This window comes from Telluria sp. PB2R4, assembly GCF_059685695.1.
In genome coordinates, this window is record NZ_JCASIC010000022.1 from 1 (window position 1) to 15,832 (window position 15,832).

General features: G+C 61.9%; 11 protein-coding genes. 3 read left to right on the forward strand and 8 right to left on the reverse strand.

Annotated features, from left to right (window positions below):
- Positions 1–123 precede the first annotated feature (123 nt).
- Entirely contained in the window at positions 124–564 is a 441-nt protein-coding gene (locus AC56LU_RS23645) for a HipA domain-containing protein (protein ID WP_497178076.1), read from the forward strand.
- 15 nt (positions 565–579) lie between these two features.
- Here AC56LU_RS23645 and AC56LU_RS23650 read toward each other — a convergent pair whose 3' ends face one another.
- A complete protein-coding gene (locus AC56LU_RS23650) occupies positions 580–1,401 on the reverse strand; it encodes a sterol desaturase family protein (RefSeq protein ID WP_497178047.1) in 822 nt (273 codons plus the stop codon).
- A gap of 51 nt (positions 1,402–1,452) precedes the next feature.
- The gene (locus AC56LU_RS23655; protein WP_497178048.1) at positions 1,453–2,571 is read right to left on the reverse strand and encodes an acyltransferase family protein; all 1,119 of its coding nucleotides are present in this window, start codon (positions 2,569–2,571) and stop codon (positions 1,453–1,455) included.
- A 148-nt stretch (positions 2,572–2,719) separates the two neighbouring features.
- On the opposite strand from AC56LU_RS23655, the gene AC56LU_RS23660 reads away from it, so the two are divergent.
- A complete protein-coding gene (locus AC56LU_RS23660; protein WP_497178049.1) occupies positions 2,720–3,610 on the forward strand; it encodes a sulfurtransferase in 891 nt (296 codons plus the stop codon).
- A gap of 190 nt (positions 3,611–3,800) precedes the next feature.
- On the opposite strand, the gene AC56LU_RS23665 is transcribed toward AC56LU_RS23660, so the two are convergent.
- The 5 genes from AC56LU_RS23665 to AC56LU_RS23685 form a co-directional block, all read right to left on the reverse strand.
- A complete protein-coding gene (locus AC56LU_RS23665) occupies positions 3,801–4,376 on the reverse strand; it encodes a DUF4214 domain-containing protein (protein ID WP_497178050.1) in 576 nt (191 codons plus the stop codon).
- Positions 4,377–4,747: 371 nt separating this feature from the next.
- Positions 4,748–6,100 (reverse strand): TolC family outer membrane protein, encoded by a 1,353-nt coding sequence (locus tag AC56LU_RS23670; protein ID WP_497178051.1) that lies wholly within the window; start codon positions 6,098–6,100, stop codon positions 4,748–4,750.
- An 11-nt stretch (positions 6,101–6,111) separates the two neighbouring features.
- Positions 6,112–7,464: an HlyD family type I secretion periplasmic adaptor subunit gene (locus AC56LU_RS23675; RefSeq protein ID WP_497178052.1), complete on the reverse strand. Its 1,353-nt coding sequence runs from the start codon at positions 7,462–7,464 to the stop codon at positions 6,112–6,114.
- Positions 7,464–9,278, reverse strand: a complete 1,815-nt coding sequence (locus AC56LU_RS23680; protein WP_497178053.1) for a type I secretion system permease/ATPase — start codon at positions 9,276–9,278, stop codon at positions 7,464–7,466. The genes AC56LU_RS23675 and AC56LU_RS23680 overlap by 1 nt, the downstream gene beginning before the upstream one ends.
- 258 nt (positions 9,279–9,536) lie before the next feature.
- Complete coding sequence (locus tag AC56LU_RS23685) at positions 9,537–11,075, reverse strand: class I SAM-dependent methyltransferase (RefSeq protein ID WP_497178054.1); 1,539 nt, start codon at positions 11,073–11,075, stop codon at positions 9,537–9,539.
- Positions 11,076–11,264: 189 nt separating this feature from the next.
- On the opposite strand from AC56LU_RS23685, the gene AC56LU_RS23690 reads away from it, so the two are divergent.
- Positions 11,265–11,414, forward strand: a complete 150-nt coding sequence (locus AC56LU_RS23690) for a hypothetical protein (protein ID WP_497178055.1) — start codon at positions 11,265–11,267, stop codon at positions 11,412–11,414.
- A 126-nt stretch (positions 11,415–11,540) separates the two neighbouring features.
- Here the strand turns inward: AC56LU_RS23690 and AC56LU_RS23695 are convergent, their stop codons facing one another.
- Positions 11,541–15,611: a beta strand repeat-containing protein gene (locus tag AC56LU_RS23695; RefSeq protein WP_497178056.1), complete on the reverse strand. Its 4,071-nt coding sequence runs from the start codon at positions 15,609–15,611 to the stop codon at positions 11,541–11,543.
- Positions 15,612–15,832 lie beyond the last annotated feature (221 nt).

The following is a 15,832-nucleotide window of genomic DNA, read 5'->3' on the forward strand; positions in this document are numbered from 1 at the left end:
CGGCGCAAGGTGGTTGCCGAAACGCCCAGGGCTTTTGCCGCCGTAGTGATGGGTACGAACTTACTCATATGAGTAAGACTGGGAATGAGTGAGAAGGTTCCTGGCTAACAGTAAAAATCCCGTCTGGCTGAAGAGCTAAAATTGCTGGGCTCGCCCTCAGAAGACCGTATCGAACTGTTCGGCCGCATGGTGTTCAATGCAGTGTGCGGCAACGATGACGACCATGTGCGCAATCACGCGATTGTCTATCGCTCCGAGGAGCGCCGTTGGCGACTCGCGCCGGCGTTCGATGTTGTTCCCAACCCGGTCGAAACCCCAACGCGCCTTCACATGCAGCTATCGTTAGGACGCTTCGACATTTCCAGAGACGCTGTGTTGGCTGACGCAAACCGCTTCGGATTCGCTAGCGCGGTGGATGCGGCAGATTATCTCGACGCTTTGCTTGCGCGTATCTCGGCAAGCTTCGAGATTGCGGCGCAGCCGCTCGACCAGGAGTGGAGGAAAGTGCTGCACGACCGCTTGTCGCACAACCACGCGATTCTCGGCGGCCGGGCAGCTGGCTGACGCGCTCGCTGCGGCTCAGGCTTTCCCGCGCAGCTTCCGGAATGGCCGGAACAGGAATTCGCCCAGGTTGCGGGCCTCGTCATGCTCGTCGAGGCCGGTGTCCGGCCACTCGTTCTTCTTGGGAAAATAAGCGGTGCGGAACAGCGTGTCCCAGACCGAGGAGAAGGAGCCGAAGTTGCGGTTCCAGTGCGGGCGCTCGACCGAATGGTGGATGCGGTGGAAGCGGTTGTCGGCCACGATGAAGCGCAGCGGTCCCAGCGAGACCCTGGTGTGCGAATGGATGTACTGTCCCTGCGCGCCGATCAGCAGCCATGCCACCAGCGGCACGAAGCCCGGATCGACGCGGATCAGGAGGCTCATCGGGATGATGATGAAGGGAATGCGCAAGATCTCTTCGGTCCAATGATGGTTGCTGTTCCAGGCGCTCATCTCGCGAATCGCGTGATGCTCGGCGTGGAAGGCCCACAGGAAGGCCCAGGTATGCTGGGCGCGGTGGAACCAGTAATAGAAGAAATCGCTGGCGAGGACGGCCAGGATCGGCGTCACGATCCAGCCGAGCACGGTCAGGACCTTGTTATCGGAAGCGAAATACTCGCCCAGGCTGACGACGACCAGCGGCTGTACGCCCAGCCTGTTCCACAAGGCGTTGAAGGCCGTCATGAAGGCCACAGTGATGACGATGTAGACCACCCAGAACATGGCGCCGCGCAGGCGCGAGCCCATCGAATACTTGTTCCAGCCAAAGACCAGCTCGAGCGCGAGCAGGATCATGGAGGCGTACAGGATACGCCATCCATAGTCGAGCATGCCCGTGCCTGCTTGTGTCAGGTACTCCATCGTTGCGTCCGCTTGTTCAGTAATGGCGGACATCATAGCCGAAAACGGGCTCTACGAAACCGGCGCTGTTGCCGACCGGCCAGCCCCGTACGTGCGGCGCATGCGCAGGAAAGGCTCCTCGACGATGTGGTAGCTCAGCGTCGACAGCGCCCAGGTCGCGCCGTAGGCCACCGCCAGCATGATGGCGGCGTCCACCCACACAACGCCCGTGGGCGCCACCACCCCGACCCGGGCCGCGAAGATGTGCAGCAGGCCCATGTGCAACAGGTAGAAAGAGAAACTGATCTTGCCGCCCTGGCTCAGCGCGCGCTCGATCACGCCTGGCAAGCGCGGCTGGAAGGCCACCCAGGCCAGGATCAGCGCGGCCCAACCGATGCTTTCCAGGGCCGGCCAGAAGATCCAGAACGCGGACCTGGGCGTGGCGCCGAACGGGGCGACGCGGTGCATCAGGGCGGTATCCCACATCACCAGCGCCACGCTCGCCACCAGCAGCAGCGGCGCCCAGCGCGCCAATTGCAGGTGCCAGCGCTTGAACAGCATGGCCGCCGCCATGCCGATCAGGAACTGGTCGAAGCGGCCGACCCAGGTGCTGAAGTACATCAGCGTGCTGTTCTCGTTGACGGTATAGGCCGCCACCTTGAAGAAGGCCATCAGCACCAGCCAGCCGCCCAGGTAGACGATGCCGCGTTCCAGGGTGAAACGCGCCAGGAAAGGGAAGACCATGTAGAACAGGAACTCCAGCGAAATGGTCCAGGCGGCGCCGGTGACCACGGTGCCCGAAGTCGGGGCCAGGCCGAGATTGGAGGCGAACAGGTAGAGCAGGTCGGCGGGGGCGAACTTGTCGCGGCCGATCGAGGTCGCCACCAGGAAGATCACCAGGTAGAGCGGCACGATGCGCAACACCCGGTTGCGCAGGAAGTCGCGGTAGACGATCTCGCGCCCGGCCCCGTGCTGGTGCAGGGCGATCTGCATGAACAGGAAGCCCGACAGCGTGAAGAACAGGCCGACGCCGGTATGCCCTTCCGTGATCAGGGCGGTCCACGGTCCCGTGAGGCGCACGCCGCCATTGCCGGCGTATTCGAGGTGGAAATGGAACAGGAAAACCAGGGTGGCGGCAAGCCAGCGCAGCTGGTCGATGCGGGGGTTGTACTGGATGTTCAGCGAATGCATGGAAAGGACCGGCCTGGCGATATGCCTGTTGTTCTAATCCATCTATTCTAATGCGAAACTTTCCCTCTGCCCTGTGGAATCGCCGCCGATCGCCGCTTCCTGCGCCAGCTGACTTATAATATCCGGCTGTCTTCCAGCCTGTCCTTCAATGTCTCCTGCAGCCATGTACGTCAATATCGCCGCCTACAAGTTCGTCACCCTCGACAATCTCGAAGAACTGCGCCCGCAGTACCAGGCGCTGTGCAACGAGCTGAGCCTGAGGGGCACCATCCTGCTGACGCCGGAAGGCATCAACATGTTCCTGTCGGGGACGCGCGAACACATCGACAGCTACCTGGCCTGGGTGCGCAGCGATGCGCGCCTGGCGGACCTGGAGTGGAAAGAAAGCCTGTCGCTCGAGCAGTCGCACAAGCGCATGCTGGTGAAGATCAAGTCGGAAATCATCACCATGCGCATGCCGCTCATCAAGCCGGAACTCGGCCGCGCGCCGTCGGTCGATCCAAAGACGCTCAAGCGCTGGCTCGACCAGGGCCATGACGACGAAGGCGTGCCGGTGGTGATGATGGAAACCCGCAACGCCTTCGAGGTGGACGTCGGTACCTTCGAAAACACGGTGGACTACCGCATCGAGAAGTTCACCGAGTTCCCCGAAGTGGCCGCGCAAAACAAGGATGCGCTGGCCGGCAAGACGGTCGTGACCTTCTGCACCGGCGGCATCCGCTGCGAGAAAGCGGCGATCCACATGAAGAACATCGGTTACGACCGCGTTTACCAGCTCGATGGCGGCATCCTGAAGTATTTCGAGGAAGTCGGCGGTGAGCACTACCAGGGCGACTGCTTCGTGTTCGACTACCGCACCGCGCTCAATCCGAAACTGGAGCCGACCGAAACAAAGCAGTGCTTCGCCTGCCGCGCGGTGGTGACGCCGCGCCAGCAGCTGTCTCCCGAGTACGTGCAGGGCGTGTCGTGTCCGCATTGCGCCAAAAACGATGGCCGCATTGATGCGGCCGTTGCCGGGCAAGAGCCGGCTGCGCTGTAACGACCAGTGGCTGGCTCTGCCGGCCGCGCATCCAGCCGGCAGATAGTCAGCCAATTACCGTCATTGCGATCGTGCGCTACCTGCGCGAGATCGCTTCATTTCATTACTTGCATTACCACCAACGGCATCGCCAGACGATCCGTCGTTCTTTCATAATATTTCAAAATCAAGCTGAATTTGAAATATTATTTCAGGCATACATCTCGCCGTCGTAGAACATGCCGGTTGGCGTCCCGACGATTTTCGCAATCGCCAGATCGATCTGGCCCGGATCCGAATACATCGCGCCGGTCTCCAGGCTCTTGACGTTGGCGATGTAATCGATAGCGACCTGGAGTTTCGTGCCGGTGTAGGCCGTTTTCTCGGCATCGGTATCGATACGGTTGGTGAAATTGGTGGAGACACCCACTTTCGCATTGAAGGCGGTGCGGTCGGCGCCCTGGGCGCCCGCAGCCACACCGGTGACCACGTTACCGATATTCAGCGAGCCATTGTTCAGCGCGTTTGTCCAGAAGTCGATACCTGCTGTTTCACCTGGACGGCTGAACAGGTTTTCGTACACCTCGGCCACGACGGCGCGGTTGTCCATGTTCCCATAGGTCGCCCGGTATTCGGCTGACGTCGAAAACGCCTGGGCAATGTTTTGGTAGCCGTTGGGATCGGTCTGCAGCTGGTTGGCCCAGAAGGCCAGCCCGGCCGGGTCCGCAGGACGGCTGAAATACGCCACATACAGTTTCTGCACTTCGTTAATGTAATCAGTTGCCATCACGGCCTCCTCATCAAAATGGTGAAGAAAATATACCGTAATAAAAAGAACAAGGGCGCAAATTACTCATCCGTGCGCACCTAATTTCTTCAAGAAAATCAATTACATACAGAAATTTATTTCATTAGAGAATAGATTTTATTCGCGTATCCGACACATTTCGAGGGGCGTCAAAAAGGTCGAAACCACCTGCCCATGCGGGCTCGCGCACGTTGCCAACTCATCAGTTCCAGAGCGCTGGCGCGGCGGAAAATAATGCTTAATTGAAAGAAACGAGAGGCCACCGCCGAACGCTTGATTTATTCCAAACGCGCAAGATGTGGTGACAGTGGAACAACGCGGACCGGCATTGCACCGGCCCGCGATCAGGATCAGCGGAAGTGCGCCGCGATCTCGCGGATATCCTGGCTGCCAATGTTGCCGGCCAGTCCGCGCAGGCGCAGCATGGCGACCAGATAGGCGTAGCGTGCCTGGGCCAGATCGCGCTGGCTGGTGAACAACTGCTGCTGGGCGTCGAGCAAGTCGAGATTGATGCGCACCCCGCCCTTGATGCTCTGCTCGGTGGCGGTCATGAGCAGCTTGGCCGAATCCGTCGCCTTGATCAGCGCATCGATCTTACGCACGCTGCTCAGCGCCAGGCTGTGGGCGCGGCGCAGCTCGACCGTCACCTTGTCGGTGCGCGCGTCCAGGTCGGCTCGGGCGCGCTCGTAGTTGGCCGCCATCTGGCGCGTCTGTGCATTGATCGCGCCCCCCTGATACAGCGGGATATTCACCTGCACGCCAAGGGCGCGATTGGTGCTCTCTTCGCCCAGTGTGTTGATGGTCTCGTTATTGCCCTTGCTGTAGGTGCCGACGAAGTCCACGCGCGGCAGATGCCCGGCCTTGATTCGGCCAATCTCCAGGCGCGCGTTCTCGACGCCAAGACGGGCTGCAGCCAGCTCGTTGTTGTTCGCCAGCGCCAGTTTTTGCCATTCCTCGAACGAGGCCGGCGCCAGGGGCGAAGGACGGAAAGCTTCATCGAGCCGGTCGAGCGTGCCGGCTGGCCCGCCGATCACGCCTTCCAGCACCTCGCGCTGGGCCTTGGCATTGTCCTGGGCTTCGATCAGCATGGCCTCGGCCAGGTCGAGCCGGGCCTGGGTCTCGAGCATGTCGGTGCGGGTACCCTCGCCCTTCTCGAACAGGCGCTGGTTGACCTTCTGGTTCTCGGCATAGGTGTCGCGCTGCACGCGGGCAAGCGCTACCTGATCGTCGGCAAACAGCGTGTCCATATAGGCGCTGATCACCCGCAACGCGACCTCGTTGGTATCGGCCTCGAACTGCTCGGCGCCCTGGGCGGTCTGCACCTTGCCCTGGCGGTAGCGCTGGATCGCGTCCATGTTGAACAATGGCTGGCGCATCTGCACGACCGACGAACGGCTGATGTACTTCGGATGCTGCGTCGTGGTGCGGGGCGTGCCCATGAAATCCTGGGTGATTTCGCGGTCCACCACGTTCTTGCTGCCGTTGAAGCTGGCAGAGACCGTCGGCAGCAGTTGGGAGCGGCCAAGGATACGGTTTTCCTTGGCCGCCTCGTTCGCATAGAAACCGACGCGGTAGGTCGGATCGTTCTTCAGGGCGGCTTCATACGCTTGCTGCAGGCTGACCGCGCCGGCGTTGCCGGCGGCGAACACCGCAGCCACCGCCAGCGCGCAGGTGCGCAAAGTTCCGATTGGGCGTTTGAACATGTGGTTCACGCTTAGTCCTCGCTCATCGATGACTGGGCGCGGTCGAACACCGGCTTGAGGAGGTAATTCATCATCGTGCGCTCGCCGGTCTTGACGAACAGTTCCACCGGCATCCCGGGAATGATGTTCAACTTGTGTTGCGCCACTTTCTTGGCGCCTTCCGGCGTTACTTTCACGCGCAGCGTGTAGTACGGCATGCCGGTACGCTCTTCCACCGAGCGGTCGGCGGACACGGTGACCACTTCGCCTTCGATGTGCGGGGTCTTGTTGGCGTTAAACGCGGAGAACATCAGCTCCACCGGCAGGCCCGCATGCACCTTGTCGACCAGGTTGACCGGAAGCTGGCCTTCGACCACCAGCGGATCGTCGCTCGGCACGATGTCCATCAGCTTGAAGCCGGCCGGGACCACTCCACCATTCGTGAAGACGGCCAGGCCGACCACGGTGCCATCCGCCGGCGACTTCACGTCCACGCTCTGCAGCTCGAATTTCTGGGCGTCCAGGCGCGCGGCCAGCGCTACCGCTTCGTTCTGGGTATCGTTCAGCATGGTACGCACTTCCTTCTGGTAGTCGGCGCTGCGCTGCGAACGGCGCAGTCCCAGCTCGAGTACCTGGCGCTGGGACCGGCCGATGTTGCCGATATCTTCAGAAATTGCGCCGCCGAGCTGGGCATAGGTGCGCTCCAGGTCGAGCAGGCGGTTGCGGGCGACATAGCCTTCCTTGGCCAGGTCGCGCATGCCGCCCAGCTGCTCCTTGAGGAAGACGAGTTGTTCTTTCTTGCTGTCGCGCGATTCTTCCAGGCCGCGGATCTGCAGCTTGAGGCCGGCGGTGCTTTCGTCGATGCTCGACAGCTCGCTCTGCAGCGACATCTGGCGCGAGAGCAGCAATTGCTCCTGCAGGCGCATCATTTCCGCCACCCGCGGCTCGCCGCGGCGCTCCTTGAGCTCGGCCGGGAAATCGATACTGCGGCGGTTGGCCATCTCGGCTTCCAGGCGCGCCTCGGTGGCGCGCGCAGTCAGGTACTGGCCTTCGGTCATCTCAAACGCGGACCTGGCCATGATCGGGTTCATGCGCACCAGCACTTGCCCCTTCTTGACCGTGTCGCCATCCTTGACCAGGATGTCCGCAACCGTACCGCCGCCCTGGTGTTGCACCGTCTGACGGTTCGATTCCTTCGCTACCGTACCCGACAGCGGAACACCCTTGTCGAGCGGCGCTGTCAGTGCCCACAGCAGGAAGCCGCAGAAGCCCACAATGACCACGATCCAGCCGATACGTGCGAAACGGCGCGCGTCGGTATTCACTTCCACCGGGGTGACGTCGTGCGTGACGACATCCGAGGTTTGACTCTTGAGTAGTTTCATCAGTTGTTTTCTCCGGTCGTCGCGCTGGCGGTTGCCTGCTGCTCAGGAGCCTGCTGCTGCACCCGGGCCTGCTGCTGGGCTGCCTGCTGCTGGGCCGCCGCCTGCTGTTGCGCCAGCATTGCCTTCTTGTTGGCTTCCTGCAAAGCTGCCAGCACTTCATTGGTCGGGCCGAATGCCTGGGCCGAGCCGTCGCGCAACAGGAGCAGCTTGTTGGTCACGCCCAGCACTGTCGTCCGGTGGGTGATCAGGACAATGGTCTTGCCGCGCTGGCGCAGGTCCAGCACGGCTTGCACCAGCGCCTGTTCGCCGATGTCATCCAGGTTCGAATTCGGCTCGTCGAGCACGATCAGGGAAGGATCGCCATACATGGCGCGCGCCAGTCCGATGCGCTGTTTCTGGCCGCCGGACAGGCCGGCTCCGCCGTCGCCCAGCTTGGTATCGTAGCCTTCCGCCATGTGCAGGATCATGTCGTGCACGCCGGCGCGCTTGGCAGCCTGCACCACCTTGTCCGAATCGATCTCGCCGAAGCGTGCGATGTTCTCGCTCACGGTGCCGCTGAACAGTTCGATGTCCTGCGGCAGGTACCCGACGTAGGGACCGAGTTCGCCCTTGTTCCATTGGTAGATGTCGGCGCCGTCGAGGCGCACCTTGCCCATGGCGGACGGCCAGACACCGACCAGCAGGCGCGCCAGGGTCGACTTGCCCGAACCGCTCGGTCCGATCACGCCCAGCACGTCGCCCGGGTTGATGCCGAAGCTCAGGCCCTTGACGATCGGGTTGCGTGCTCCTGGAGGCCCGGCGGTGACGCCTTCCACCGTCAGCGCGCCCAGTGGCTTGGGAAGCTGCATGCCTGCCTCGCGCGCCGGGTTCGCTTCCAGCAGCTTGCTCAGGCGTTCGAAAGCACTGCGGGTGCTGGCCCAGGATTTCCACACTGCGATCACTTGCTGGACCGGTGCGAGGGCGCGGCCGACCAGGATCGACGCGGCGATCATCATCCCTGGCGTCATCTTGTTTTCCAGGACCAGCAGCGCGCCGAAGCCGAGCACCAGCGATTGCAGCGAGACCTGCACGAACTTGGTGGCCGATGCGATCTGTGCGGCCTTCTCGCTCGCTTCCGCCTGCAGATGCAGGAAGCGCCCATGGGTCTTGTACCAGCGCTGGATCAGGTTCGGCAACATGCCCATCGACTCGATGACTTCGGCATTGCGCAGGTTATTGGTCGCCATCGTGGTCGAAGCGATCGCCATGCCGTTGGCCTCGCTCAGCGGCGCCTTGGTCACGCGCTCGTTGACCAGTGCAAGAATGATCAGGACGATCGTACCGCCCAGCGCGAACCAGCCCAGCGCCGGCGAGAAGAAGAAGATCACGATCAGGTAGATCGGGAACCAGGGCGCGTCGAAGAAAGCAAACAATGCGTTACCGGTCAGGAACTGGCGCAGGTTGGTCAGGTCGCTCAGGGCCTGGCCGGCATTGCCGCCGGCCGACTTCAGGTTCTGCTCGAAGGCGGCGGTATACACGCGCTTGTTCATGTTCATGTCGAACTTGGCGCCCACGCGCACCAGCACGTAGGAGCGCACCAGTTCGAGACCGACCATCAACAGGTAGGCGCCCAGCATCAGCACGGTCAGCATCAGCAGCGTCAACTCGTTGCGGCTGGCCAGCACGCGGTCGTAGACCTGCAGCATGTACAAGGACGGCACGAGCATGAGCAGGTTGGAGATGGCACTGAAGGTGCCAATGGTCCAGAACGTGCTCTTGAAAGCGAGCAGCGCCTGCTCGATTTCGTTTTTCTTGTTGAAGAGTTTGGTATTCATTGGGTCCGTGAGAACGCTAAGGGGAGCACCCTGCACGCCAAGCGAACTCGACAGGAGGGAGCAACACATTATCGCTCAAATCCTGCGGGAAATGTGATGCACGTCACATTTTTAAACACTTCGACAAGCGTTTCCCCCACCTGTGGTGGCAGGTGCGTGGCGTGGCAACTACAGAGGACCATACCGGCCCTTCTGAGTGGGCGCAAACCTAATCGCGGTTATCAGGTACGGAGCGACAGCGAAGACCGCTCGGAGCGCTTACCACGTCATGCGCAGTGCTTCAAGCATCGGCAGCAGATCTCTTTCCATCTTATGCACCAAATGCATCGCCTCGTCGAATTCGGCTTCTGGCGTCGCCAGTTCCTTACCATCCTTGAGAATGCGCTGACCGGCCTGGCGCAAACTGTCGAGGATGAAGCGGGCCGCCGCCTCGGATCCCTCGCCCTGTTGCGCGCGCGATAGCAAGTAGAGCTTCTCAATCTGGCCGATGCCAATCGCGCCGCCGGTCACCGGCGAAGCGAGTACGGTAACTGCATTTGCGTAACGCGCTTCCTCGCAGAGCCGGCGGTTCAGGCGCGACACTGCGGGGGCTGCAGCTTCGATGACGGCGTCGTCCTGTACAGGTTCGAGCGCCGACTTGGCGACCAGGATCAGTACCGCCTGCACCACGCCGCTGAGCAAGGTGCCGCTCTCCTTCAGCACTTCTTCCATCTCCTGGATAGAATGCGGCTGGTGATCCGCCAGTAGTTTCAGGATAGGCTGGTAGACGTCTTCCTGCATCGCTGCCTCGCCGAGCACCCCGTTGACCTTCATGGTCACCTTGGCGGCCGGGGTGACCAGCACGAAGCGCTGCCGGCGCAGCAGCTCGGCCTGCTCGATGTTGCTGAGCGGGCGCGGGCCGCGCACCCAGTAGTCCTTGCGGAACTGCTGGTTGACCATGAAATCGCGCACGGTTTCGCGGAACATCCGGTCCGGCACTTCGCTTAGCAGCGCCTGTTGCTCGGAAGTGAGGTTAACGACGGGGACGTGATCAATGTAGCTGGCCGAACCTGCGAAACTCAGTTTCGCGTCGCCGAGCCAGGAGCACAATTTCGCGAACGACATCGGGACCCAATCCTGGTTGAAGTATTCGTGCGCCAGGTAGCTGCGGTTCTGCGTCTTGAGCGCAGCCAGTCGCTCGGCCACCTGAGGATTGGCGCGCATGTACCTCGCCCCTGTTCCGACCAGTTTATCTGCGAAATCCAAGGCCGCGTCAATGCGTGGCACGATCCCCGCGCCCGGCGCTCCCATCACCTGCGCATGCTCGGTCAGCAGGTCGCGCAGCGGCGCGATAGGGGCCCATCCCGGCTGGGTGTTATAGCTGATATAAACGACGCCGCCGACTTTCAGTTTGCGGCGGATAAAGTCGGCGATGACCTGGCGGTTGGCGTCCGAGATCCAGCTCCAGATGCCGTGCAGGCCAATGAAATCGAAGTCCGGCAGGTCTGCGCGGCAGCAGAACTCCTCGAATGACTGGTCGAACAGCCGGGCGTTGGCGCCGGATGCCGCCGCCAATTCCTGCGCATAGCTGGCTTGCGAGGGGTTGAAATCGGTGCCATACCATTGCGTAACTGAGGCGGCAGCATGCACGTTGGTGCTGACGCCCTGGCCGAATCCCAGTTCGCAGGCGTTTCCGCTTTCAGGAAAGGCATGGCCGGCCGCGAGGAAGGCCAGCTTCAGGCGCTGCGGATTGAGTTCCGTGTAATAGCCATGGGTGTAGGCAATATCGGCTACGTAGCCATCAGTCCAGTTCGACATACGTTCTCCTCGCGTAAATAGATGGGAAGCATCCTAGCAGGTCGTCCGTGAATGTTGTAGAGGCTTCCATCTGGATGGAAAGCACAGCAGTGTTCTCTGAAAGTGGGTCGAGGATCGATTGCAGCACCCGCAGCAGTGCTTGCTGATCAGGTCGGTTCGCGGAAGGACTGCGACAGCGGGAGTGCGTCCATGCTGGGCGCACCCAAAAAGAAAAGGCCGGGCTTGCCGCCCGGCCTTTTTAGCAAACATTGTCGATGTGACGGTGATGTAAACGAAGCGATTCCATTTGCGCTGAAACTCTGCAACCAATCGGTCGCTTTCGACAGTGCTGCAGAATGACTCGTATTTACACGAGCTCGCCAACGTGGCGATAGGGGGACAGGCTTGCGCCCGCCCCTTATCCAACAATGATGCTGAGTGCTCAATTAAAGCACCTGCCCGAAGGCAGGGCTTTTACCTGATTGATTAGACCAGGCCAATGGTGCCGTAGGTGGCGTTGAACGATGCGTTGGTCAGGTCAACGGTACCGGTCAGCTTGACGATGAAGTCTTGGCCGTTGATGAAGCCGCTAGCACTGTCCACACCCATGTCGGCGACGACGTAGGTGTTGCCGCCGAAGGTGAACCAGCCGATCTGGCCAGCGTTCAGCGCGTTGACTGCTGCGTTGGCGTAATCCTGGAACACCGCGGTTTCACCCAGCGAAACCTTAGCCGAGGTGAAGGCATTGGCGCCCACGAACTGCACCAGGTCGCCAGCTGCGAAGTCGGTGACGGTCGCGTAGCTGTTGACGTTGCCCGAAGCGGTACCGATCTGGAACAGATCGTTACCAGCGCCGCCGGTCAGCGTTGCCAGGCCCGAGCCTGCAACCAGGGTGTCGCCGCCTGCGCCGCCTTCCAGCACGTCGGCTTTGTTGCCCGACGCGGTCAGCATGTCGGCAGCTGCGCCGCCCTTGATGGTGACAGCAACTGCGTCAGCAGCGGTCGACGATGCGATCGACAGTTTGCCGGTCGCGGCGCTGCCGTCCACCAGGGTAACCACCTTGGTGACTGCGTCCAGGGTCAGATTCAGGTTACCAGCACCGGTCACGTTGATGGTCTTGGCAGCGTCAGCAGCCAGGGCCAGCGAGTTGGTCGACACAGGTGCGGTCGAGATGGTGTCGTTCGCGGTAACGTTGATGGTCTCGACGCCGGCCACGGTGGCCTTGCCGATGCTCACGCCGCTGCTTGCATTGGCAACCAGGTTGACGACATCGGCGGTGCCGGTGACATCAGCCAGCTTGACGATGACGTCGCCTGCTGCGTCCAGCTGGACGGTGGCGTTAGCAAGCATCTTGTCCAGGGTCAGGACGTTGGTACCTGCCACTGCCGGGCCGGCAACGGTTGGGACCAGGTCAGCCACGTTGGTAGCAGCGGTGCCGCTCGTGAACGTCACTGCGGTGCCAGCGCCGGCAGCTGCGGTGTAGCCAGCCAGGGTGCCCGACACGGTTGCGCCGCCGGTGGTGGTGCCGCCAGCGAAAGCAGTTGCAACGTCAGCAGCGGTAGCGCCTGCTGCGCCTGCGGTCACGGTGCGGCCAGCCACGGTGACGCTCTGGCCAGCGGTCAGTGCCGCGAAGGTCACGCTTGCCGACTCGGTGACTGCCGGAGTCGCTGCGGTACCTTGGGTCACGACCGGAGCTGGGACAGCTGCGGCGCCGACTGCGGCTGCCGACAGGTCACCCGGGTTACCGACGGCAACGCTGGTGAAGGTCGCACCGGTGCCGGTGCCGCTCGTGGTGTAGGCTGCGTTCAGGGTACCGGTAACTGCTGCGTTACCAACGGTCACGCCGGTACGGAATGCAGCTGCGATGTCGGCTGCGGTTGCAACGCCGCCGGTAGCAGTCACGGTGATGCCAGCGATGGTGAGGCCGGTGGTGTCGGCGAGATCAGCGAAGGTGAATGCTGCGGCTTCCTGGGTACCTGCGGTTGCTGCGGCACCTTGAGTGACAACGGTAGCTGGCACGCCAGGAGCTGCACCGACGCCTGCAACCGAACCCTTCGAGATCACATAGTTGATCGAGTCCAGGTTGTCCAGGTTGACGGTTGCATTGGCGCTCAGGGCACCGATTTCCACGCGATCGAAGCCTTCGAACTTGCCTTCGAATGCGGCGGTCAGCGATGCGGTAGCAGCAGCAGCAGCGTTCAGCACGATGGTGTCGGTACCTTCGCCGCCTTGCATCACGACTTCACCGGTAGCGCCCAGCTTGGCTGCGTCGAGACCGCTCAGGTTCAGGCGGTCGTTGCCGGCGCCGAGGCTGATCGCCTTGCTGATGGCGGTGGTTGCGGTGTTGTCGATGGTCAGGCTGTCGACGCCGGCGCCGCCGGTGTAGCTAGCGATGTCGCCGTCGATAGCGACGGTAACGGTGCCGGTGGTGCCGGTGGTGGTGACCGAGGTCACTGCAGCCAGCACGCCGGTGCCGGTGTTCAGGCCAGCGGTTTCGGTGACAGCGATGGTCTTCAGACCGCCCAGGCCAGCCGAACCAGTGCTCAGGGTGCCGGTGCCCGAGACGTTCAGGGTCTCGGTGGTGCTAGCGGTCAGGGTGGTGACGTTAGCGCCGGTGCTCTTCACGTTCAGGGTCGTCGGAGCGGTGGTGATCGTGATTGCTGCGGCTGCGGTCGAGGTACCGACCTTGCTCAGGTTCAGTGCCAGGGTAGCGGCGCTGTCAGCCACGGTGAAGCTGCCGTTCGAATTCGACAGGTTCAGGGTTTCCAGCACGGTCGATGCGCCGGTGATGGCCGAACCGGTGCCGTAGGAGTCGACGGTCACGGTCTTGATCGAGCTAGCAGCGTCAGCCACGGTCACAACACCAGCGACCACGCCTGCCACGGCAGCTTTGCCAGCTTCGGCAACGCCGTTGGTGGTCGTGACGGTCGGTGCTGCGGTCGCTACGGCGGTAGCCGGAGCAACGAAGCCGGCGGTAAAGGCCAGGTCAGCGACGTTGCCTTCGCCGGTCGAGGTGAACACCACGGTGTCGCCGGAAGCGGCGCCGCTGGTCCAGCCGGTGAACACGCCGGTGTAGATGCCGTTGGCGGCAACGCCCGCGCCCTGGGTATCGCCAGCGACTGGCAGGACACCATTGATCAGGTTCGAGAATGCGGTGGCGACTTCCGCTGCCGTCAGTGCTTTGGCGGCGGTGAAGGTCAGGCCGGCGGCGGTGAACGATTGGCCAGCGGCCAGAGCGGCGAACTTCACGCTTGCGGTTTCGGTCACGGCTGCAACGGTTGCGACACCGGCAACTGCGGTGGCAGCGGCGGTTTGCTTGACGTTGACGGTGGTGGTCGATGCATCGCCGGTGATGGCGATGTTGCCCTGGGTATGGGTGGTGGTGCCCACGGTCAGGCCAGCGACGCTGCTCGTGGCGTTCTGGGTCACGTTGATGGTGGTGCCGCCCTTGACGCTGATGTTGCCCATGGTGATCGGGGCAGCAGCAACAGCTGCGACACCGGTCGATTCCACGCTCACGGTGCCCTTGGCAGCGGTGGTGGCGCCGACGCTGATGGTCTGAGTAGCAGCGTTGACGTCGGTTGCCTTGACGACCACGTCCTTGCCGCCGTTAATGGTGGTGGTCGAGGTGCCGTTGGCCTTCAGGCTGGCGCTGATGCTGGTGGTTGCGCTCGCACCCAGGCTCACATTGCCAGTGGCTTCGGTGACGCTGAATTGCTCGACGCCGGCCCACGAGCTGATGTCGGCATTGACGGCGCCGGCTGCGCGGATGGTGACGGCTTCGATGCTGTTCAGGGTGACAGTCGGTGCCGAAGTGATCTCGGTCAGCGCGTTGATGACCAGGGTGTCAGCGCCGGTGCCGCCGTTGACGGTGTCCAGCGAGGTCAGGGTGGTCAGGTCAGCGACGCCTGGAACCAGCGACTTGTTGACCAGGCCGACGAAGGTGTCGTTGCCGGCGGTGCCGGTCAGGGTATCGATACCGACGGTCAGGTTCTGGGTGGTGCCGGTTTCAGCCAGGCCGGTCTGCGACACGGCGCTGACGGTGGTTGCCAGGGCAGCCGGTGCGGTAGCAGCAGCCAGGCTTGCATCGGTGCTCACGCCCGACAGCCAGACTTTGGCGGCGTCGTTTGCTTTGGTGCCGGTGTAGCCCAGGATTTCCGGGGTGGTGTCCAGCGAGGCGCTGAAGGCGGTAGCGGCAGCAACCTTGTTCTTGTATGCGGTCGCGTCAGCGTTCTGAGCGGCAGCAGCGATGGTGGTGACAGCGTTGTCGATGGTGACAGCGTTGGTGTTCAGGGCGTTGCCCCAGAACAGCAGAGCTGCCGGCTCAGCGTCGCGGCTGAACAAGTTGTTGTAAATCGTGTTGATGATCTGGAAGGCCGACTTACCTGCGTAAGTGTCCTTGTATTCTTGCGAGGCAGCAAAAGCGGCCGACACTGCAGCGGTGTTGCCATTAGCGGCGGTGACGATTTTTTCCCAGTAGTCGAGACCACCGAAATCGGCAGGACGGCTGAAGTAGGCGACGTACAGCTTTTGTACTGCTTCGGTATAGATACCCATGTAATGCTCCTAAGTTTCGGTCAAGGTTTAAATTTGCAGTCGCGCTATGGACTTCTGCAATCCAACGGGGCGAATGATGACAGAGGGAACGCTGCTGCCGATGTGATGGTCATCACACGAACTAACAATTTTGTCCCAAAGTTGTAGCTTTTCACGCGCTTTTGGTGGCCGGTCATTATCAGAGAAGCGCCCATCTTGCGCAAGATCGTATTGTGATTCGT

What these genes read in the sequence shown, in the direction of transcription:
- AC56LU_RS23650 (WP_497178047.1), bottom strand. Translation starts at nt 1,401, where the DNA reads ATGGAGTACCTGACACAAGCAGGCACGGGCATGCTCGACTATGGATGG.
- AC56LU_RS23655 (WP_497178048.1), bottom strand. Translation starts at nt 2,571, where the DNA reads ATGCATTCGCTGAACATCCAGTACAACCCCCGCATCGACCAGCTGCGC.
- AC56LU_RS23660 (WP_497178049.1), top strand. Translation starts at nt 2,720, where the DNA reads ATGTCTCCTGCAGCCATGTACGTCAATATCGCCGCCTACAAGTTCGTC.
- AC56LU_RS23665 (WP_497178050.1), bottom strand. Translation starts at nt 4,376, where the DNA reads ATGGCAACTGATTACATTAACGAAGTGCAGAAACTGTATGTGGCGTAT.
- AC56LU_RS23670 (WP_497178051.1), bottom strand. Translation starts at nt 6,100, where the DNA reads ATGTTCAAACGCCCAATCGGAACTTTGCGCACCTGCGCGCTGGCGGTG.
- AC56LU_RS23675 (WP_497178052.1), bottom strand. Translation starts at nt 7,464, where the DNA reads ATGAAACTACTCAAGAGTCAAACCTCGGATGTCGTCACGCACGACGTC.
- AC56LU_RS23680 (WP_497178053.1), bottom strand. Translation starts at nt 9,278, where the DNA reads ATGAATACCAAACTCTTCAACAAGAAAAACGAAATCGAGCAGGCGCTG.
- AC56LU_RS23685 (WP_497178054.1), bottom strand. Translation starts at nt 11,075, where the DNA reads ATGTCGAACTGGACTGATGGCTACGTAGCCGATATTGCCTACACCCAT.
- AC56LU_RS23690 (WP_497178055.1), top strand. Translation starts at nt 11,265, where the DNA reads ATGCTGGGCGCACCCAAAAAGAAAAGGCCGGGCTTGCCGCCCGGCCTT.
- AC56LU_RS23695 (WP_497178056.1), bottom strand. Translation starts at nt 15,611, where the DNA reads ATGGGTATCTATACCGAAGCAGTACAAAAGCTGTACGTCGCCTACTTC.